Raw genomic sequence first — 20,152 nt, 5'->3', positions numbered from 1 at the left:
GCTTCACCAGTCTGATGCGTCGGAGTACCGGTTGGATCGTTATGCTGATAGGCCGCCACTTCGGTTACGTGCTGCTGCAAGGCCGTCCGCTGTGCCGCGAGTGACTGGCCAGTATTGTGATTACCGTCGAGGTGCGTTGCTTCACCAGTCTGATGCGTCGGAGTACCGGTTGGATCGTTTTTAATCAGGGTGGGTTCTGCCGGAACCAGACTTGTCATCGGCATCGTGGCAGGGCCAGTGATGGCTGTCTGCATTCTTGCGGCAGGATCGAAAGCAGGGAGCAGAGTGTTTTTAGAACCGTCCCAGAAAGTATTTGTTTTCAGATAGTCGGCAACTTGATTCAGATTGTCCTTTCTCAGGATCTCATTTTGCTTATCAGCAGGGATCCAGGAATATTTTGTAATGTATGCGCGGGCAGCTTCCAGATCAGTTCCGGAAAGCTGCGCATGAGCAGGCGAAATCACACTTAACGCAATCACAATACCCAGACACACACGACGAACCTTTGTTCCTTGTAACTGAAGATGACTTGTCGTTTTAAGAGGGTTATCCAGCTCTGAATGGGGTGATGTGGTGTCATTCATACTGCGATTAGCGATTAGTGCATTCATCTGTTTTTTCCGGCCATAAAATAAGTATCTGTTAGCGACAAATAAGAAGCGTTATCAGAACGCTATTTTTGTCTCCTTACCAAAATCATACATGCGGTGAATGTGACTTGCTTCACGCATTTACCTAACGTTTGACTTATGTCAAGAAACGTAAAGTTATAGCGCTACATGAATTTGTTTCACTTAGCGCGCTTATTTGTCGCTAGTGGACACGAAATGGCGTGTCTGGAATGTAAAAACCTAAGAATTTTCGTAGCGAATAGCGACAGGATGAATTCTCTACGGGATTCTTGTACAATATGCAGGGTTAAAGAAATTGGAGATAAGTGAATGGCAGATAACGCAAATGAGTTCCTGGACTATGTCCGGAGGCTGGATATTGATCAGCCCGCGTTGTGTATCCTGTTGGGACTGCCGCGCAGCACGTTAAATAAGTGGATCAACGGCACGGTGACGCAAATCCCACAAGTGGCCGTTACTGCTGTCAGAATGCTTTGGTTCATGCGCAACAGTGATGAAGCATTATTTGAAAAGTGGGCGATAGTGCAGGATTTTGGTGTGACTGCCGACTATGCCGTCAATGACAGAGTGCAGGAATTTTTGCATACGATTAAACGTGAACCCAGCCCGGCGATCAAAAAGCTATTGAACAAATAACGCAGCAGGCAGGATGTTTTGCCGCAGCTGAAGGGCGATAAAAAAGGCGATTAACCTTTCGGGTAATCGCCTTTTTTATCAGAAGAGCAGGGTGACTTATTCAGACAACAACTTCAGACAACAACGTCGAAAATCATCTTCACCGGTTCGATATTGGTAAAGTTCGCCACATCCGCAACGAAATCTGCAGCATTATCTTTCATGCCTTTCTCGAAGTCTTCCATTGAGTGGCAATAGATATGGCAGGCAGCAATGAATGGGGTCTCTGCCGGTGCGCCCTCGGGCATTTTGTCGATGGCATAAGAATGGCAATACTCGCCCATGCGGCGTTTGATCAGCGGTAAATGCACATCGCGGTAATAATCATGGTCGAAGGTTCCGCCTTTAATGTTCGGGTAAAGCACGCTGTATTTGATCACGTCGTTTCTCGTCTTGTTTACGGATAAAAATCAATTTTAGCGTACCGGTCACGGTCGCGCCTCGCCATTTGTGCGCGATGATATTTATCTGAAAAATCATTCATCTGCTCATATGTACTATGCTTAATAGATTGATATTTAGCATGGAATACGCATGGGATTTTTAGGTTGGACAGCGGCAGTCGGAGGACTGCTATTGATCATGTCACTGGCGTCGGGGTGGATTTCCCGCGGCCCGGTGACGACTTTTGGTTTATATCTGGCGGCGGGAATTGTATGTGGCCCCTGGGTTCTGGATTTACTGCATATCGATCTGGTGGCCTATTCCACGCTCACCGCTCATTTCACTGAAATCGCCATGGCGGCGTCTTTGTTTATTACCGGGCTCAAACTGAGGTTACCTTTTCGCGCGCAAAGCTGGCGCGTAGGCGTGTTGCTGGCGTTTCCGGCTATGCTGCTTACTGTTTTGTGTGTCGCAGGGATTGCGCATTACATCACCGGTATTTCCTGGCCGCTGGCACTGGCGCTGGGTGCAATTATCGCGCCAACGGATCCGGTGCTCGCCAGCATGATTGCGGTGAATGATGCTAATGATGACGATGGTTTACGCGTTGCGCTTTCCAGCGAAGCCGGCATGAATGATGGCTCCGCACTGCCGATCCTGATGCTGGCGCTGATGCTGTTTACCGCGAATGAAGGACTGTCTTCGCAGGCCATCTGGCACTGGGCGTGGCGTGATGTTGTCTGGGCATTACTGGGCGGGCTGGCGATTGGTTATGCAATGGGTAAGCTGGTCGGGCTGAGTGCCACGCGGTTTCACAGCCGTCAGCGAACGGTCGCACCCAGTGATTTTCTGGCACTGTCGCTGATCGCGCTAAGTTACGCCGCTGCGCAGAGTCTGGATGCTTCCGGTTTTCTCGCCGCCTTTGCCGCCGGTGTCGGGCTTCGCAGCGCAGAAGTGCGCGTTGTTTCCCTGCATCCGCCAGACGATGTGGAAGAAGGCTCGCGGCCGCCACCGGCGGAAGTGATGGTCAATCCGCATCAGCGCCACTCCATGCAGGCCGAAATGCCGCGCAATTCTATCGGGCTGATGGTCGGTGATGCACTTTCTTTTGGCGATACGATTGAACGTATCTTTGCGGCGGGTATCGTCATGGTGCTCGGTATCACGCTGGCCGAGCACTGGGAACCGATGGGGCTGCTGATTGCTGCGTTGCTGTTTATCGTGATCCGGCCGCTGGCGGTGTATATCACCACGCTTGGCGTGCATGTGCCGAAGGGACGGCGGCTGATGATTGGCTGGTTTGGTATTCGTGGTATCGGCAGTATGAACTACATCGCTTACGCCTGGACGCACGGTTTACACGGGGCAGAGGCCAACTATATGACCAATATTGCCTTTACCGTCATTGTGACCAGCGTAGTCATTCACGGGCTGACCGTTTCACCGGTGCTGAGCTGGCGTAAAGCGAGACAGGAGGCCGCAAGGGAAGAACGTGAAGCGCGGGAAAAAGAGCAGGAAAAAGAGCAGGAAAAAGAGGCTTAAAAAAACGGACGCTCAGGGCGTCCGTTTTTCTTTCTGATGTGGCGGTCAGGCAATCTGTTTTTTGCTGAGACTGAGCATAAACAGCGCGGCGGCACAGAGCACGACAGAAGGGCCTGCCGGCGTATCGTAAAATGCTGAAAATGTCAGGCCGCCGGTAACGGCAATAATGCCAATTGCAACTGCCACCATTGCCATCTGTTCGGGCGTTTTGGCAAAACGGCGTGCCGTTGCCGCAGGGATAATCAGCAGAGAGGTAATGATCAGCGCACCGACGAATTTCATCGCCAGACCAATCGTCAGCGCGGTCACCAGCATCAGAACAACCCTGGAACGCTGCAGATTCACGCCATCTACATGGGCCAGTTCAGGGCTGATGGTCATCGACAGCAAGGCGCGCCATTGCCAGCACAGCACGGCAATCACTACCGTAACACCGATGCCAATCATCCAGATGTCGCTGTAAGTCACAGACAGCAAATCACCGAACAGATACGCCATCAGATCAACACGAACACCTGACATCAGGCTCACCACAACCAGCCCGAGCGACAGGGCGCTGTGCGCCATAATCCCCAGCAGCGTATCGACGGCGAGATGCGGTTTACGCTCCAGCGCCACCAGCAATACGGCAAGTAATAAGGTGACGGCGATAACAGTATAAAAAGGATTGATATTGAGCAGCAAACCGAACGCAACGCCCAGCAGTGAGGCGTGTGCCAGCGTATCGCCGAAATATGACATCCGTCGCCAGACCACAAATGAACCCAGCGGTCCCGCAGCAATAGCCAGCAAAACACCGGCCAGCCAGCCCGGTAATAACAGCGCGATCATGCGTCACGACCTCCGGTATTACGCAAAATAATCTTTCCCTTCAAATCATGACGATGATTGTGGTTGTGACGGTAAATTGCCAGTTGCTCTGCACCGCGGTTGCCGAACATCGCAATAAATTCGGGGTGCGTCGACACCACTTCAGGTGAACCGGAACAGCAGATATGTTGATTCAGGCACAGCACTTCATCGGTTTTCGCCATCACCAGATGCAAATCATGCGACACCATCAGTACCGCACAACCCAGCTCGCAGCGCAGGCTGTCGATCAGATTGTAAAGCGCCAGTTGTCCGTTGACGTCAACACCTTGCGTGGGTTCATCCAGTACCAGTAACTGCGGGCTGTTCATTAATGCCCGCGCTAAAAGGACACGCTGGTTTTCGCCACCGGATAACTTTTGCATCGGTTGATCCAGCAGATGCGCGGCCTGAACGCGTTTTAGCGCAGGCAGAATATCGCTTTTCTTCACGCCAGGTTTGAGACGCATAAAGCGACTGACGGTGAGCGGCATGGTCGGATCAAGGTGAATTTTTTGCGGAACGTAGCCGATACGCAAGCCCGGTTCGCGGGTCATGACGCCTTCAGTGGGCGCAATCAGGCCAAGCACTACACGGACTAATGTGGATTTCCCCGCCCCATTCGGGCCGAGAAGGGTCAGGATTTTCCCCGGTTGAAGGCTCAGCGAGATGTTAGACAGCACGCGTCGGGAACCGAAAGTCACTGATATATTTTGGAGCGTAGCTAATGTGGGCATGTCATAGGGTCTTGCAGAACAAATCGGATGTTATAATATTGCGTTTCGCGAAAAATAACCAGTTTCCCCCACACGAAGATGAGTTCACTCAGCATGATACAGAAAAAAAGCGTTAAACGGATGTTTCTGGCAGCCGCAATATTGACTTCAGGTGCGGTTTTCAGCGCGCAGGCCGACGTAGTGGCCTCCGTACGCCCGCTGGGATTCATTGCATCAGCGATTGCCGACGGCGTCATGCCAACAGAGGTCTTGCTGCCTGACGGCGCATCACCGCATGATTTTGCCCTGCGTCCTTCCGATATTGCACGCCTGCGCAGCGCCGATCTTGTGGTATGGGTTGGGCCCGAAATGGAAGCCTTCATGACCAAATCCGCCGCACAGTTACCACCAAACCGTCAGGTAGAAATTGCGACATTACCGGCCGTCAAACCGTTGCTGATGAAAGGCGGTGAGGATGAGCATGACCACGATCATGCCCATGAGAACGACGGGGATGAGCACCATCACGGTGAGTACAATATGCATGTCTGGTTATCACCTGAAATCGCCCGTGAAGCCGCAATTGTGATCCATGACAAACTTGTGGAGCTAGTTCCGCAGAAAAAGCAACAATTAGATGCAAATTTGGCACGTTTTGAAGATGGGTTGACAAAAACTGACAAAAATATTGGTACTATGCTGCAGCCTGTGCAGGGTAAGGGATATTTTGTTTTTCACGACGCTTATGGCTACTTTGAAAAACACTTCGGCCTCTCGCCACTTGGTCACTTTACGATCAACCCTGAAATTCAACCCGGCGCACAGCGATTACATCTCATTCGAACACAGTTGGTTGAGCAAAAAGCGACCTGCATTTTTGCTGAGCCACAATTCAGGCCGGCCGTCATAACGGCTGTTGCCCAGGGAACAAAAGTGCGTATGGGCACATTGGATCCGCTGGGGAGCGGCATTGAACTGGATGCCGACAGCTATGTGAACTTTTTGTCACAGCTGGCGAACCAGTACCTGAGCTGCCTGAAGTAAGCTAAAAGGACAGAATTTAAGTGCAGCTGATAGCCCGATCTATCGCTCTGGCGTATAGCAACCTTCCACGGCCCCACCGCATTATGCTGGGGTCTCTTACCGTCGTCACACTGGCTGTGGCCGTATGGAAACCGTTAGCTTACCACCCGGACAACGACCTTTCTGATACCAGACCGCTGGTTAAAAATATCACCCTCGATAATCATCAATTACGTTCTTTGCTTCCCGAAGCCAGCGAACCTATCGATCAGACCCCACCGGCTGACGATGACATCCCGCAGGATGATCTTGACGACAAAACGGCCAATGAAGCGGGCGTCCATGAATATGTGGTTTCGACCGGCGATACCCTCAGCAGCATTCTGAATCAGTACGGCATTGATATGTCAGAAATTGCCGCGCTGTCTGACGCCAACCGTGATTTACGTAATCTGAAAGTCGGTCAGCAGATTTCCTGGACACTGAATGATGCCGGGGATTTACAGCGTCTGACCTGGGAAAAATCGCGCCGCGAAACCTATACCTTTGACCGTTCCGGCAGCACCTTCAAAGCTTCTCTGGAAACCCTGAAAGGGGAATGGAAAGATACGGTGATTAAGGGTTCGCTGAACGGGAGTTTTGTCACCAGCGCCAGAGCCGCAGGGCTAAGCAGCGGTGAAGTCAGTGCTGTTATTAAAGCGCTGCAATGGCAACTCGATTTCCGTAAGTTACAGAAAGGCGATGATTTTGCGGTTCTGATGTCCCACGAAGTGCTGGATGGCAAAAACGAACAAAGCGAATTACAGGCCGTGCGTATGCGCACTGGCGGTAAAGATTATTACGCAGTTCGCGCTGAGGACGGTAAGTTTTACGACCGCTCAGGCAGCGGGCTGGCTAAAGGCTTCCTGCGTTTCCCTACCGGTAAACAATATCGCGTTTCTTCCAACTTTAATCCGCGTCGTCTGAACCCGGTTACCGGCCGCATTGCGCCGCACCGTGGCGTCGATTTCGCAGTACCTGTCGGCACGCCGGTTCTGGCTGTCGGTGACGGCGAAGTGGTGGTTGCCAAGAATGGCGGGGCGGCAGGTAACTATGTGGCGATCCGCCACGGTCGTCAGTACATGACCCGTTATATGCACCTGCGCAAAATTCTGGTCAAACCAGGTCAGAAAATTAAACGTGGTGACCGCATCGCGCTTTCCGGCAACACCGGTCGTTCCACCGGCCCGCATCTGCATTTTGAAATGTGGATCAACCAGCTGGCCGTGAATCCGCTGACTGCGAAATTGCCACGTACTGAAGGGCTGACCGGTAAAGACCGTGCGACTTATCTGGCCACCGTTCGTCAGGTTGTTCCTCAACTGAAGCTGGACTGACCGCTTAGGTTTTAATGATTAGCTGCCGTGATTTATTGCAAAATAACTCACGGCACTTATCATTAAGCCAGAATTTGATATAAGAGCCTGAGCATGCAGCCAGAAAAAGAAAAACGATCTTCCGTAGAATTTATTCCGCAATTTCAGAAAGCCTTCTACCATCCGCGTTACTGGGGCGTCTGGCTGGGCGTCGGTGCGATGGCTACCATGGCCTGTTTACCCGCGAAAGTCCGTGATCCGGTGTTAGGCAGTCTGGGGCGTCTGGCAGGTAAGTTTGCCAAAGGCGCCCGACGTCGTGCTCAAATCAATCTGTTATATTGCCTGCCTGAAACCCCGGAAGCTGAACGCGAACACATCATTGATGAAATGTTTGCCACCGCGCCGCAGGCGATGGTGATGATGGCTGAACTGGCAATCCGTAATCCGGAAAACGTCATGCAGCGCGTACACTGGCATGGCAAAGAAATTATCGATGAGATGAAGGCGAAGGGCCAGAACGTGATTTTTCTGGTGCCGCATGGGTGGGCTGTAGATATTCCTGCGATGCTGATGGCCGCTGGCGGTCAGCCGATGGCCGCGATGTTCCACAACCAGAAAAACCCGCTGACCGATTATCTGTGGAACACCGTACGTCGTCGTTTTGGTGGTCGTATGCACGCACGTAATGACGGCATTAAACCGTTCATCAGTTCTGTGCGTCAGGGGTACTGGGGCTATTATCTGCCGGATCAGGATCACGGTGCGGAACACAGCGAGTTCGTGGACTTCTTCGCGACCTACAAGGCGACATTGCCTGCAGTGGGGCGTCTGATGAAAGTCTGCCGCGCCGCCATTGTCCCGTTATTCCCGGTGTATAACGGTCGTGAACAGCGTCTGGATATTTACGTCCGACCGCCGATGGACGATCTGGCCACTGCGGATGATAACTACATTGCGCGACGCATGAACGAGGAAGTGGAAATTCTGGTTGGCCCGAATCCGGAACAGTACACCTGGATCCTCAAACTGCTTAAAACCCGCAAGCCGGGTGAGCCTGAGCCGTATTCGCGTAAAGACCTGTATCCGAAGAAATGACCGTCTGGATTTGAAAATAAGCTGAGGCTCACACCTCAGCTTTTTTTTATGCTTTTTTCGATGAGTGCTTTAAAAATGCCGCAATCAACATTGTGCCAGCCACGCCAGCGATAAGGCCTGCGAGCATGAAAATGCCGTTACCCAATGCAAAATACAGCTGTTTAGCGATTTCAATTCCGGCTGCAAACACCACGATAGTCATCAGCCCTAGTGCCGCCGCAACGGTGCCTTTTCCTGTCAGACTGGAAAATAGTGTCAGGCGATACAGACCCGCATTCACCAGTCCGGTACCCAGCGCGTAAAGACTCAGCCCGGCAGTCATCCAGAACCAGGCATGCGCCATAAACAATGCCGCGAACGCACTGACCGACAAACCGAGAATTATCGGTACAATCCCGAGCCAGACCGGTGTGCGGATATTCACTTTGCCGCTGATTCTGCTCAGGGTGATATTGCCAATAATCAGGCCGGTGAATACCGGAACCTGCAACCAGCCATATTGTAATGGCGTCATACCTGCGTCCTGGATAAGCAAAACAGGCGACTGTGCGACCCATGCCAGCAACGGCAGGGTGATCAATCCGATGGCGAGTGAGCCCATCACCACGCCTTTATTGGAGAACACTTCACGGTAATCGGCCAGCAGTCTGCGCATTGAAAAGCGGCCATCACGACCGGAAGCGGTTTCCGGCATACTGCGCCACAAGCCCCAGAACGCCAGAGCGGAGATGATGGAAAACAGCGCAAACATGGCTTTCCACGGCGCATAATGAATGAACGCCGCACCCGCCAGTGGCCCGAGCAGCGGGGCGATCAGCGTGATGTTCGCCATCAGTGCCATCAGTTTGACACTCAGCGTTTCGCTGAATGCTTCCTGGATCGCGGCGTAACCGACGGCACCGATAAAGCACAGGCTCATCCCTTGCAAAAACCGCATCAGAATAAACTGCCCGATGCTTTGGGTGAAAACGGTCAGCAGGCAGGTAACGGTGAAAAAGGCCACGCCCGCGAGTAATACCGGCCTGCGTCCGAGGCGGTCGGAAAGCGGACCCAGCAGCCATTGCAGCAGAATTCCGCCACACAGATACGCGGTCAGTGAGGTGGATACCCAGTCGGCGCTGGCGCTGAAATCACTGATTACCTGCAACATGCCTGGCTGGATCATATCGTGGGCGATATAGGTGGCGAACTCGAAAAGCACCAGCGACAGCGGGAACAGCCACTGGCGGGAATTCAGCCGTGAGGCGGGTTCAGAAACGGACGACATAACATTCACTCTCCGGTACTCAAAATCAAAAAAGCGCGGCCTGTAAAAGCCGCGCAACTATTTGTCGCATTAAAATTTCATCACATTAAAGCTTCATCACTTTAAAGTGTTGCTCAGTAGCGGTTAGCGTACGCCGCAATCGGGTTTTCCAGCGTACCGGCGAATTTCAGATTCTGCGCCGGATCTGAAAGGTTGATCATCTGCTGGTTATTCGCCAGTTGCAGACGGTTCAGGCACGAGTGCGTGAACTCGGCGCCAAACATGTCATAGCGCGCAAATTTCCCGGCCAGTTCCGGATACTGAATCTGGTAATCACGCACCACTTCCGCCACCACCTGCCAGAACTGACCGGCCGGATAATTGCCGTTCTCTTCCAGAATACGGGCGATGAAGCGGAATACGCCGGCAAAGACGTCGGTGAAGATCGACAAAATTTTCAGGTCTTCCGGCACATCGACGGCCAGACGTTTGGCTTTCTCCGGAAGGTTAGCTTCGGGATTCATTACCGCAATTTCTTCGGCGATATCCTTCATGAAAGCATTCACCGGAATATTGTTTTCAAAACGCAGGATCAGGTTTTCGCCGTGAGGCATGAACACCAAATCGTACTGATAGAAACAGTGCAGCAGCGGGCTGAGGTAGGCGTGCATATAGCGTTTCAGCCAGTCACCGGTCGCCAGGCCGGAGGATTTGATCATCTCGACAATCAGCGCATCGCCATGTTTGTCGGTGTGAAGCAGGGCGGCCATGGTCATCAGTCGCTGATTCGGCTTTAACTGCGCAACCGGATTTTCGCGCCACAAGGCGGCAAACATTTTCTTGTACGCGCTGTCGCCTTTAATCGCTTCTTCGAAGTAATGATTGTGATAACCAATCGAAGCGACTTCCTGCAAAATGCTGAAACCGGTGGATTGCAGATAGGAATCGTTTTCCACCAGTTCCGCCAGCCATTCATTGATGCCCGGCGTGGTCGCCATGTAATACGGCGACAGCCCGCGCATAAAGCCCATATTCAGAATCGACAGAGCGGTTTTGACGTATCGCGCTTTGGGACGACTGGCGTTATAGAAGGTGCGGATTGACTGCTGTGCCAGATATTCATCATTGCCTTCACCGAGATAAATCAGGAACTGACGGGCAATATCCGGGGCGAAAACGGTCAGCAATTTATTCTGCCACTGCCACGGATGAACAGGCATGAAATAGTAATTTTTCGGATCCACGCCCATATCGACCAGCTTCTGCGTGAAGGTACAAATCTGCGCGTCGCCCAGTTCCTCGGCGATCAGTTTTTCATACGGCAAACCTTCAACACTGGCGAAATGTGCTTTGTCATGGTGAACCGCTACCCAGACCAGTTGCAGCGGATTGGCTGCTTCCGGCGCGTAACGCACATAATCACCGGCATCAAAACCGATGCGACCGTTGTTGGCAATGAAGCTCGGATGGCCTTCGGTCATGCTGGTTTCAACGGTCTGGAAATCGGCTTCTGACAGCTGTTTTGCCGTCGTGTGGTTATTCACCAGTTTGTAGGCGCTGCTGTAAAGCGTACTGCTGATTTCTTCCAGATAGGTCGGCAGCATGGCTTGAGAAATGCCGATTTGTTCAGCGAATTCAATGATGAATTTCACGGCATCCAGCGGCTGCGGGCTGAGATTATCCAGGCGCTGAATGCTGTCGAGATCAATCATCCAGTCATTTAACGGCAACTGGCGCGCGCGGAAACGGTATTCGATTTCCGAGGCCGGTACTGCCAGCTGATAGTCCGTCCAGGTGCCGGTAGTTTCCAATGCCTGCGGGGCGAGCAGGCGCTCGTGCGTGAGTTCGGACAGACATTTGCGCAGCAGCAGGGCATTGGCTTTTGCCCAGACTTCAGGTTGCAGATGCTGGCCTGTTTGCATAGTGGATGGCGTCATACTGTTTTTTTCCTTCTGGCTGGCCTGAATAAAATCTTCACGCTGGCAAAATGCCAGCCATGCCGTTTTGTGTGTCAGCTGAACTTGTTTCTGATAACGGAAACCGGCGCGCTTGTTCAGCTTGTGAATTTTCTCGTTGCGCACATCGGGTTCGACCACCACGCGTTTTACGTCCGGCTGGCTGAACAGGTATTCCATGACTGCGGAAAATACCTGCCAGCTGAAACCCGCGACAGGTTTGTCAGCGGGAGAAAGCAGGATATGCATGCCCATATCGCCGGGCTGAACGTCGTAATGTTCACGCAGCGGATCGTCCTGAACCGGATAGCATTCAATCAGGAACTGCGGCTGGCCGTCGATTTCACCCATCAGCGCGGCTAGTGAGTTTCCCGCTGTCAGGTCGCGGTAAAACGCATCCACTTCGGCGACGGTACTGTTTTGCATCCCCCAAAAATGCGCGTAGGGCTGAATCATCCAGCCATGCAAAATGGCGGCATCTTTTTCCAGCGCAAGAGGGCGAAAGGACAGTTTTCCTGCGGCACGCTGGCAGGAAAATACGGAACTGGGAATAGCATCAGTCATCGGTAAATTCTCCGTTAGTTTCCGGCAAGGTTACGGGTGCAAAAGGTCTGGAAGGCGATGGATTTCTCCACCGGATACACTTCGCGCCCCAGCATTTCGCGGATAATCGTACTGTTGCGGTAGCATGCCATGCCCAGATCCGGTGTGACGAAACCGTGGGTATGCAGCTCGGCGTTTTGTACGAAAATCTGGTTATGGGCATCAATACTGTAATTGCGGTTGACGGCGTAACGACCGGCGTCATCCCACTGAATGCGGTTGTAAATGCCTTCGACAAACTGCGGCGGCTGATAGCCGTATCCGGTGGCGAGGATCACTGACTCCGTGCGGTGCCGGTATTCCTGCTGCTGTTCGTGGTGCAGCAGGTTCATCTCCAGTTCACCATGGTGGTTGCGGGTCAGCGATGTCAGTTCTGAATGGGTGTACAAATCAACGTTCAGCGGGCCGTCGAGGCGCTTGATGTACATCAGATCGTAGATATCGTTGATCAGACTGATATTTATGCCTTTATACAGGCACTTCTGCTCACGGTTGAGCTGATCGCGTTTGGCCATCGGTAAATCGTGGAAATAGTCGATGTATTCCGGCGAGGTCATTTCCAGCGTCAGTTTGCTGTATTCGAGCGGATAGAAACGCGGTGCGCGGGTCACCCATGTCAGATGATAATCATGCTTATCGATATCAGAGAGCAGGTCATAGTAAATTTCCGCTGCGCTCTGACCGCTGCCGACGACGGTGATGGATTTGGAATTCTGTACCTGTTCTTTATTCGGCAGATAGGCCGAAGAGTGATGCACGTTGTTGCCCGCATCACGGGCGCAGGCTGGCATCCACGGCGACGGGCCAGTGCCCAGCACCAGTCGTTTAGTGCGGTAAATCTGATTCTCGTTGCTTTTGGTCGAGCGCGTCTGAACCAGATAGCATTCCCGCGTTGCGTCCCAGGTCACCAGTTCCACACGTGTGGAAAATTGCAGGCTGGTTAGCTGGCTGCACGCCCACTGGCAATACTGGTTGAACTCTTTGCGCATCATGAAGAAATCTTCACGGATGTAGAATGAGTAGAGTTTTCCCTGCAGTTTCAGGTAATTCAGAAAGCTGTAAGGACTGGTAGGATCGGCGAGCGTGACCAGGTCGGCCATAAACGGTGTCTGCAAATGCGCACTTTCCAGCATCATGCCAGTGTGCCAGTCGAAGCTGTCATTCTGATCTAAAAACAGACCTTTCAGCTCTTTCACGGGTTCAGTCAGACAGGCCAGACCGAGGTTAAACGGGCCGATGCCCACGGCGATAAAATCATACATTTGTTCGGTTGAATTCATATTCATGGTGCGGCTCCTTTTACCGGTTTTTGGCGGCGCTCAGCGCAGTGGCAGTCAGTTCTTTGCCGTAATGCGTGATCAGACTGAGCACATCGGCAACGTCTTCCGTGGTGGTGGTCGGGTTCAGCAAGGTGAATTTCAGATACTGACGGTCATGCACTTTGGTACCGGCAATCACGGCGCTGCCGTCGCGGAAAATCGCTTTACGGATACCGGCATTAATCGCGTCAATCTGCTCATGATTCATGGACATACGCGGCACGAAACGGAACACCAGCGTGCTGATCTCCGGTTTATGCAGCACTTCAATGTTCGGGTTCTGTTCCATCATCTGATGGGTTTCAGTGGCGCGTTCCAGCAGCACATCAAAGGATTCACCCAGCGCCTGCTGGCCCATGATGCGCAGCGTCAGCCACATTTTGAGGGCATCAAAACGTTTGGTGGTCTGAATACTTTTGTTGACCAGGTTCGGTGTGCCTTCGAGTTTTGCACTCAACGGATTCAGGTATTCGGCGTGGTGAGTAACATGCTCCAGATGGCTGTGATCGTTAACCAGGAACGCGCTGCAGCTGACCGGCTGGAAGAAGGATTTGTGATAATCCACGGTGACGGAATCCGCCAGATGAATGCCTTCGATGCGCTGACGATGCTGAGGCGATACCAGTAATCCGCAACCGTAAGCGGCGTCGGCATGCATCCAGATTTTTTCTTTGCGGCAGATTTCAGCAATTTCATTCAGCGGGTCGATACTGCCAAAGTCGGTGGTCCCGGCAGTGGCCACCACGGCGATCGGGATCAACCCTTCTGCGTGGCAGCGCTCGATTTCGGCTTTAAGCGCGTTTATGTCCATACGGAATGCGCTGTCACAAGCCACCGGCACCACGGCGTCATAACCCAGGCCGAGCAGGGCAGCGGATTTCTGAATGCTGAAATGGCTGACCTGAGAACTGAAAATACGCCAGCGGTTAGCTTCCGGCGGCAGACCTTGATATTTAATGCTGTGTTGCGGACGGGTACGTTTGCAGTGACTGTCACGCGCCAGCAGCATCGCCATCAGGTTGGATTGCGTACCGCCGCTGGTGAAAATACCGTCGGACTGTGCGCCAAAACCTATACGGGCGAGAGTCCAGTCGATGACTTTTTGCTCGATTAACGTGCCACCTGCGCTTTGGTCCCAGGTGTCTACTGAGGAGTTAATCGCGCTGATAAAAAGCTCTGCCAGCTGGGACGGAATCACCGTCGGACAGTTCAGATGTGCGAGGTATTTCGGGTGATGAAAATAAACCGCGTGCTGAAGATATAAATCATCCAGTTCTTCCAGGGCCAGACGTGTTCCTGCAAGGGGTTTGGTCAGATCAATATGTCGAAATTGTTCTGCTAATTCAGCGGGTGATACACCGGAAAAAGGTTTTTCCGTGTGGTTAATGTGAGATTTAATTAATTCAATCCCTTGTTCAATCTGGGCCTGCCATTCCGGCGTGCTATTTTGATTGAATATATAACCCTTATTTTCACTTATTTTAGCCTGAGTGATGACGAGGTCTTTGGTGCTGTCCTGCATTATTTCCCAATTATTTATCTGGCTCATCTTGGACCCTTTCTGTTTTTCCGTTCCCTTTACTACGGGCAAGGGGAGGCCACCCGGTAAAGTCAGGAGATTTCAGTGAACGTGTGTATTAGCAGGCAGGGCTTAAGGCCACGCCTGTCAGGTGTGTAGTTTTATCTGTTTTCTTATCGCAAATAACAGCGTTTACGTCTTGTTTGATTTCCTTAGTGCGGACTTATACAAGGTTTTAACGAATGAGAATCATTATAAATGCAAATCATTATCATTCAACTACGGCATTGAACATTTGGATGATTGCTTCAGTTAAGCTTGTTTAATGTGATGCAGATCACATTTATCGGGCGATTTGGTCATAAAAAGATTTGTTCACATGGGAGCATTCTGTATTTGTTATTCGTTTATGGGCGCAAATAACCGTTTCTATCAATATAAAAAGTTATATTAATACACACTAAATGAGGGCCTATTTCGTTTAAAAAATTTTTTGTCAGAGCAGGGCAGCAAATTATTTCGCCCAGATGGCAAAATAATGATCAAATTAAGACGGGTAAGTAACCAGGCTGTTTCAGGGGGAAATCATACTGAAGAGAAAATAAAAAGGCCGATCATAATGATCGGCCCTTAATACATATTTAATTACATATTGAGTTTAATCAACACGCAGCACACGGCTGGTATTGGTGGTACCGATGGTGCTCATGACGTCGCCCTGCGTGATAATCACCAGATCACCTGACAACAGATAACCTTTATCACGCAGCAGATTTACCGCGTCCTGAGCCGCCGCTACGCCGTCGTTCACGCTGTCGAAGAAGACCGGCGTAACGCCACGGTAAATGGCAGTCAGATTCAGGGTGTGCTCATGACGGGACATGGCAAAGATTGGCAGGCCAGAACTGATACGGGACAACATCAGAGCAGTACGGCCCGATTCCGTCATGGAAATGATCGCCGTCACCCCTTTCAGGTGGTTGGCCGCATACATCGCTGACATCGCAATGGCTTCTTCGATGTTATCGAATTCCACGTCCAGACGGTGTTTGGATACGTTAATGCTTGGGATTTTCTCAGCACCCAGACAAACGCGTGCCATTGCCGCAACCGTTTCTGACGGATACTGACCTGCGGCGGTTTCTGCTGAAAGCATGACCGCATCGGTGCCATCGAGTACGGCGTTCGCCACGTCCATCACTTCAGCACGGGTTGGCATCGGGTTGGTGATCATCGATTCCATCATCTGAGTTGCAGTGATCACTGCACGGTTCAGCTGACGGGCACGGCGGATCAGTTTCTTCTGGATACCGACCAGTTCAGGGTCACCAATTTCCACACCCAGATCGCCACGGGCGACCATCACTACGTCGGAAGCCAGAATGATGTCGTCCATTGCGGCGTCGGTGGCAACGGCTTCAGCGCGTTCAACTTTAGACACGATCTGCGCGTTACAGCCTGCATCACGGGCCAGACGGCGCGCGTAGTTAAGATCTTCGCCGGTGCGTGGGAATGAAACTGCCAGATAATCTACGTCCATTTTGGCCGCAGTAATAATGTCTGCTTTATCTTTTTCAGTCAGGGCTTCAGCAGAAAGACCACCGCCCAGTTTGTTGATGCCTTTGTTGTTAGACAACGGGCCACCAACGGTGACTTCGGTAAACACTTTCATGCCCTGAACTTCGAGCACTTTGAGCTGCACGCGACCATCATCGAGCAACAGGATGTCGCCCGGTACGACGTCAGCAGGCAGACCTTTATAGTCGATACCGACTTTTTCTTTATCGCCTTCACCTTTGCTCATGTTGGCATCGAGCAGGAATTTGTCGCCAATATTGAGGAAGACTTTGCCTTCTTTAAAGGTAGAAACGCGGATTTTAGGACCTTGCAGGTCACCGAGAATGGCGACATGGCGGCCAAGGCGGGCGGCGATTTCACGCACTTTGTTAGCGCGAAGGATGTGATCTTCAGCAGTTCCGTGAGAGAAATTCATACGTACAACGTTTGCGCCCGCTGCAATGATCTTCTCAAGATTATTGTCGCGGTCAGTTGCCGGACCGAGGGTGGTAACGATCTTCGTTCTTCTGAGCCTTCTGGACATGCCTAACTCCGTTAACTGATGAAACATGGTAATGCAAAAAACAACGAGTCCACTTTGCCGAAGGTGTAATTGTAATACAAAAGAGTTTCACCTGTGTGACCCGCTGGCCTTATGTCTGGCTTTCGTCTTGCGCACGTTGCGCGAAGATTTCCGGCCAGACTCCCTATTAAATCAATGGTGCTTTATTCATTCGTTTGTTGAATGATTTATGCCTTTGCCTGTTGAACACGCTCACTCATGCAGGGTCGGGACGACTGTCCCTTTATCAAAGCGCGATTCTTTCAACGCTTCTTTGACCCGCTTCAGGTTATCTCTGAATTTTGCGCCACGGCGCAGAGTAAAACCGGTTGCCAGCACGTCGATCAACGTGAGCTGGGCAATTCGCGAAACCATCGGCATATAAACGTCGGTGTCTTCGGGAACATCCAGTAACAAAGCCAGCGTCGCTTCATGGGCCAGAGGTGTATTAAAAGAAGTGATCGCAATCACCGTGGCATCGTTTTCACGGGCGAGTTGGGCAAGTTCGACCAGATTTTTGGTGCGTCCGGTGTGCGAAATCAGTACCACCACGTCGCCTTCGCTGGAGTTCATACAACTCATCCGCTGCATGACGATATCGTCGAAGTAAACCACGGGAATGTTAAAGCGGAAAAACTTGTTCATGGCATCATGGGCGACCGCGGCGGAAGCGCCCAGGCCAAAGAAGGAAATTTTCTTGGCCTGTGTGAGTAAATCGACGGCACGATTGATGGCGGCGATATCCAGGGTATTCTTCACCTGGTCAAGGCTGGCCATGGCGGACTCGAAAATTTTACTGGTGTAAGCGCTGACGCTGTCGCTTTCATCCACGTTACGGTTCACATAAGGTGTACCATTTGCCAGACTTTGTGCCAGATGCAGTTTAAAATCCGGAAACCCTTTTGTGTCGAGACGACGGCAAAAACGGTTTACAGTAGGTTCACTGACGTCGGCCATGCGGGCGAGGGTGGCAATACTGGAGTGAATAGCAACATGCGGCGATGCCAGGATAACTTCAGCAACTTTGCGTTCTGATTTGCTCAGAATGTCAAGGTGAGTCTGGATTTTTTCCAACGTATTCATAAGCATGCCACTCATAGGTTTCAACGATTTCTTTGAAAAGAGGAAATCGGACTGATTTGATGAAAATATACTACGCGCTTAATGCCGTTGGCAGCGTCAGCCAGGCGAATTTACGGCTTTTTTTGTCAGAGTTTGACCGAGATCTAACTTTCAGTATGGTAAATTCTGTTCAGTTTTGTCATAAAATTACAGGATGTTGTGGGTTTTAACAGCACCTGAGAGACTTATGATAAAAATAAGGTTTTCCGCAGAGTTATTACCTTGTCAGATCATGGTTTACGGCTCACGGGCAATCAGAGTACATTGTTGCTGAAATAAAATTACAATATGTACCCGGGATAATTCGAGTTGCAGCTCCGGCGAAGCAACCAGAAATATGTCAGGTATTCCTGCATTGAGGAGAAGAACATGGCGGTAACTCAGACAGCCCAGGCTTGTGATCTGGTAATTTTCGGTGCGAAAGGCGATCTTGCGCGCCGTAAGCTGTTGCCTTCCCTGTATCAGTTAGAGAAAGCGGGTCACATTCACCCGGATACCCGCATTATCGGTGTCGGACGTGCGGAATGGGACAAAGCGGCCTATACCGAAGTGGTTAAAGAAGCACTGACCACCTTCATGAAAGAAAAAATTGATCCGGAACTGTGGGACAAACTCAGTGCCCGTCTTGATTTCTGTAACCTTGATGTCAATGATCTGAAGCATTTCAAAGTGTTGGGCAAGATGCTCGACCAGAAAAATCGTGCCACCATTAACTACTTTGCGATTGCGCCAAGCCACTTCGGGGCTATTTGCCGCGGTCTGGGCGAAGCCGGGCTGAACAAAGAGCCTGCGCGCGTCGTGATGGAAAAACCTCTCGGCCACTCGCTGGAGTCGTCTCAGGTGATTAACGATCAGGTTGCCGAATATTTCGCAGAATCTCAGGTTTACCGTATCGACCATTATCTGGGTAAAGAAACGGTACTGAACCTGCTGGCACTGCGTTTCGCCAATAACCTGTTCGCCAGCAACTGGGATAACCGCACTATCGATCATGTGCAGATCACCGTTGCTGAAGAAGTGGGTATCGAAGGCCGCTGGGGTTACTTCGATGATGCGGGTCAGATGCGTGACATGATCCAGAACCACTTGCTGCAAATTCTGACCATGATCGCCATGTCTCCACCGGCTGATCTGAGTACCGACCGTATCCGTGATGAGAAAGTGAAAGTACTGCGCTCACTGCGCCGTATCGATCAGTCTAACGTACGTGAAAACACCGTGCGCGGTCAGTACACTGCCGGCTTCGTGCAGGGCAAGAAAGTCCCTGGCTATCTTGAAGAAGAAGGCGCGAAGAAAACCAGCAGCACCGAAACGTTCGTGTCTATCCGCGTGGATATCGATAACTGGCAGTGGGCGGGCGTTCCGTTCTACCTGCGTACCGGTAAACGTCTGCCGACCAAATGTTCAGAAGTTGTGGTGTATTTCAAGAGCCCGGCACTGAACCTGTTCCGTGATTCTTACCAGCAGCTGCCGCAGAACAAACTGACGATTCGTCTGCAACCGGATGAAGGTATCGAGATCGAAGTGCTGAACAAAGTACCGGGTCTGGAGCACAAACACCGTCTGCAAACTACCAAGCTGGATCTGAGCTTCACTGAAACCTTCAATGAGCAACATATTGCAGATGCTTACGAGCGTCTGCTGCTGGAAACCATGCGTGGTATCCAGGCGCTGTTCGTGCGTCGTGACGAAGTGGAAGAAGCCTGGAAATGGGTCGACTCCATCATGAACGCATGGGCTGCAGAAAGCGAAGCACCAAAACCGTATCAGTCCGGAACATGGGGGCCTGTGGCTTCTGTGGCGATGATTACCCGCGACGGCCGTTCCTGGAATGAGTTCGAATAACGAATAATTTATTGAGTCATTACTCCCCAAAATGTTTGAGGTTGCAGCAAGGCGGCAAGTGAGTGAGTCCCGATGAGCTGACATGAGTCAGTGATTCGGGTGAACAAATGTAGCCAACGCCGCTGCGGCTTCAGACATGACGGGGAGGGTAGT

16 protein-coding genes are annotated in these 20,152 nt (G+C 51.5%); 6 read left to right on the top strand and 10 right to left on the bottom strand.

Annotation, left to right across the window (positions count from 1 at the left end; genetic code table 11):
- The coding region (locus ACJY2G_RS24450) for a hypothetical protein (RefSeq protein ID WP_430324186.1) at nt 1-611 on the bottom strand (611 nt) is incomplete at its 3' end.
- 330 nt (nt 612-941) lie between these two features.
- Between ACJY2G_RS24450 and ACJY2G_RS24445 the strand changes: the two genes are divergently transcribed.
- Nucleotides 942-1,268: a hypothetical protein gene (locus tag ACJY2G_RS24445; RefSeq protein ID WP_112289999.1), complete on the top strand. Its 327-nt coding sequence runs from the start codon at nt 942-944 to the stop codon at nt 1,266-1,268.
- Between the two features lie 113 nt (nt 1,269-1,381).
- Here the strand turns inward: ACJY2G_RS24445 and ACJY2G_RS24440 are convergent, their stop codons facing one another.
- A complete protein-coding gene (locus tag ACJY2G_RS24440) occupies nt 1,382-1,687 on the bottom strand; it encodes an EthD family reductase (RefSeq protein WP_430320754.1) in 306 nt (101 codons plus the stop codon).
- A 154-nt stretch (nt 1,688-1,841) separates the two neighbouring features.
- Here ACJY2G_RS24440 and ACJY2G_RS24435 point away from each other — a divergent pair, with 154 nt between their 5' ends.
- The gene (locus ACJY2G_RS24435) at nt 1,842-3,233 is read left to right on the top strand and encodes a cation:proton antiporter (protein WP_120162827.1); all 1,392 of its coding nucleotides are present in this window, start codon (nt 1,842-1,844) and stop codon (nt 3,231-3,233) included.
- Between the two features lie 45 nt (nt 3,234-3,278).
- On the opposite strand, the gene znuB is transcribed toward ACJY2G_RS24435, so the two are convergent.
- The gene (gene znuB / locus ACJY2G_RS24430) at nt 3,279-4,064 is read right to left on the bottom strand and encodes a zinc ABC transporter permease subunit ZnuB (protein ID WP_112290003.1); all 786 of its coding nucleotides are present in this window, start codon (nt 4,062-4,064) and stop codon (nt 3,279-3,281) included.
- Nucleotides 4,061-4,819 (bottom strand): zinc ABC transporter ATP-binding protein ZnuC, encoded by a 759-nt coding sequence (gene znuC / locus ACJY2G_RS24425; RefSeq protein ID WP_120162828.1) that lies wholly within the window; start codon nt 4,817-4,819, stop codon nt 4,061-4,063. The genes znuB and znuC overlap by 4 nt, the downstream gene beginning before the upstream one ends.
- 93 nt (nt 4,820-4,912) lie before the next feature.
- On the opposite strand from znuC, the gene znuA reads away from it, so the two are divergent.
- The 3 genes from znuA (at nt 4,913) to lpxM (ending at nt 8,271) form a co-directional block, all read left to right on the top strand.
- Complete coding sequence (gene znuA, locus ACJY2G_RS24420; RefSeq protein ID WP_120162889.1) at nt 4,913-5,842, top strand: zinc ABC transporter substrate-binding protein ZnuA; 930 nt, start codon at nt 4,913-4,915, stop codon at nt 5,840-5,842.
- 20 nt (nt 5,843-5,862) lie between these two features.
- The gene (mepM, locus tag ACJY2G_RS24415) at nt 5,863-7,197 is read left to right on the top strand and encodes a murein DD-endopeptidase MepM (protein ID WP_430320755.1); all 1,335 of its coding nucleotides are present in this window, start codon (nt 5,863-5,865) and stop codon (nt 7,195-7,197) included.
- A gap of 93 nt (nt 7,198-7,290) precedes the next feature.
- Complete coding sequence (gene lpxM / locus ACJY2G_RS24410; protein WP_430320756.1) at nt 7,291-8,271, top strand: lauroyl-Kdo(2)-lipid IV(A) myristoyltransferase; 981 nt, start codon at nt 7,291-7,293, stop codon at nt 8,269-8,271.
- A 46-nt stretch (nt 8,272-8,317) separates the two neighbouring features.
- On the opposite strand, the gene ACJY2G_RS24405 is transcribed toward lpxM, so the two are convergent.
- The 6 genes from ACJY2G_RS24405 to ACJY2G_RS24380 form a co-directional block, all read right to left on the bottom strand.
- Complete coding sequence (locus tag ACJY2G_RS24405) at nt 8,318-9,538, bottom strand: MFS transporter (RefSeq protein ID WP_430320757.1); 1,221 nt, start codon at nt 9,536-9,538, stop codon at nt 8,318-8,320.
- Between the two features lie 113 nt (nt 9,539-9,651).
- Entirely contained in the window at nt 9,652-12,036 is a 2,385-nt protein-coding gene (locus ACJY2G_RS24400; RefSeq protein ID WP_430320758.1) for a GNAT family N-acetyltransferase, read from the bottom strand.
- Nucleotides 12,037-12,050: 14 nt separating this feature from the next.
- Nucleotides 12,051-13,355, bottom strand: coding sequence for a lysine N(6)-hydroxylase/L-ornithine N(5)-oxygenase family protein (locus ACJY2G_RS24395; protein ID WP_430320768.1), 1,305 nt, complete (start codon nt 13,353-13,355; stop codon nt 12,051-12,053).
- 19 nt (nt 13,356-13,374) lie between these two features.
- Nucleotides 13,375-14,943, bottom strand: a complete 1,569-nt coding sequence (locus ACJY2G_RS24390; RefSeq protein ID WP_430320759.1) for a pyridoxal phosphate-dependent decarboxylase family protein — start codon at nt 14,941-14,943, stop codon at nt 13,375-13,377.
- 628 nt (nt 14,944-15,571) lie between these two features.
- Nucleotides 15,572-17,014 carry a pyruvate kinase gene (gene pyk, locus ACJY2G_RS24385; protein ID WP_112290017.1) on the bottom strand — a complete coding sequence of 481 codons (1,443 nt, stop codon included), beginning with the start codon at nt 17,012-17,014 and terminating at the stop codon, nt 15,572-15,574.
- A gap of 231 nt (nt 17,015-17,245) precedes the next feature.
- On the bottom strand, nt 17,246-18,115 hold the full coding sequence (locus ACJY2G_RS24380) for a MurR/RpiR family transcriptional regulator (protein ID WP_112290018.1): 870 nt from the start codon (nt 18,113-18,115) through the stop codon (nt 17,246-17,248).
- A 408-nt stretch (nt 18,116-18,523) separates the two neighbouring features.
- Here ACJY2G_RS24380 and zwf point away from each other — a divergent pair, with 408 nt between their 5' ends.
- On the top strand, nt 18,524-19,999 hold the full coding sequence (zwf, locus tag ACJY2G_RS24375; RefSeq protein WP_112290019.1) for a glucose-6-phosphate dehydrogenase: 1,476 nt from the start codon (nt 18,524-18,526) through the stop codon (nt 19,997-19,999).
- Nucleotides 20,000-20,152 lie beyond the last annotated feature (153 nt).

This window comes from Rahnella sp. ATs2 (genome assembly GCF_051851855.1).
Taxonomy (GTDB): domain Bacteria; phylum Pseudomonadota; class Gammaproteobacteria; order Enterobacterales; family Enterobacteriaceae; genus Rahnella; species Rahnella variigena.
The sequence above is the reverse complement of the archived record's forward strand: the minus strand, read 5'-3'. Positions and strand labels throughout refer to the sequence as shown.

Coding starts and splice junctions, on each gene's coding strand:
- ACJY2G_RS24400 (WP_430320758.1), bottom strand. CDS start 12,036: ATGACTGATGCTATTCCCAGTTCCGTATTTTCCTGCCAGCGTGCCGCA.
- ACJY2G_RS24435 (WP_120162827.1), top strand. CDS start 1,842: ATGGGATTTTTAGGTTGGACAGCGGCAGTCGGAGGACTGCTATTGATC.
- ACJY2G_RS24390 (WP_430320759.1), bottom strand. CDS start 14,943: ATGAGCCAGATAAATAATTGGGAAATAATGCAGGACAGCACCAAAGAC.
- ACJY2G_RS24445 (WP_112289999.1), top strand. CDS start 942: ATGGCAGATAACGCAAATGAGTTCCTGGACTATGTCCGGAGGCTGGAT.
- zwf (WP_112290019.1), top strand. CDS start 18,524: ATGGCGGTAACTCAGACAGCCCAGGCTTGTGATCTGGTAATTTTCGGT.
- lpxM (WP_430320756.1), top strand. CDS start 7,291: ATGCAGCCAGAAAAAGAAAAACGATCTTCCGTAGAATTTATTCCGCAA.
- pyk (WP_112290017.1), bottom strand. CDS start 17,014: ATGTCCAGAAGGCTCAGAAGAACGAAGATCGTTACCACCCTCGGTCCG.
- znuC (WP_120162828.1), bottom strand. CDS start 4,819: ATGCCCACATTAGCTACGCTCCAAAATATATCAGTGACTTTCGGTTCC.
- znuA (WP_120162889.1), top strand. CDS start 4,913: ATGATACAGAAAAAAAGCGTTAAACGGATGTTTCTGGCAGCCGCAATA.
- znuB (WP_112290003.1), bottom strand. CDS start 4,064: ATGATCGCGCTGTTATTACCGGGCTGGCTGGCCGGTGTTTTGCTGGCT.
- ACJY2G_RS24395 (WP_430320768.1), bottom strand. CDS start 13,355: ATGAATTCAACCGAACAAATGTATGATTTTATCGCCGTGGGCATCGGC.
- ACJY2G_RS24405 (WP_430320757.1), bottom strand. CDS start 9,538: ATGTCGTCCGTTTCTGAACCCGCCTCACGGCTGAATTCCCGCCAGTGG.
- ACJY2G_RS24380 (WP_112290018.1), bottom strand. CDS start 18,115: ATGAATACGTTGGAAAAAATCCAGACTCACCTTGACATTCTGAGCAAA.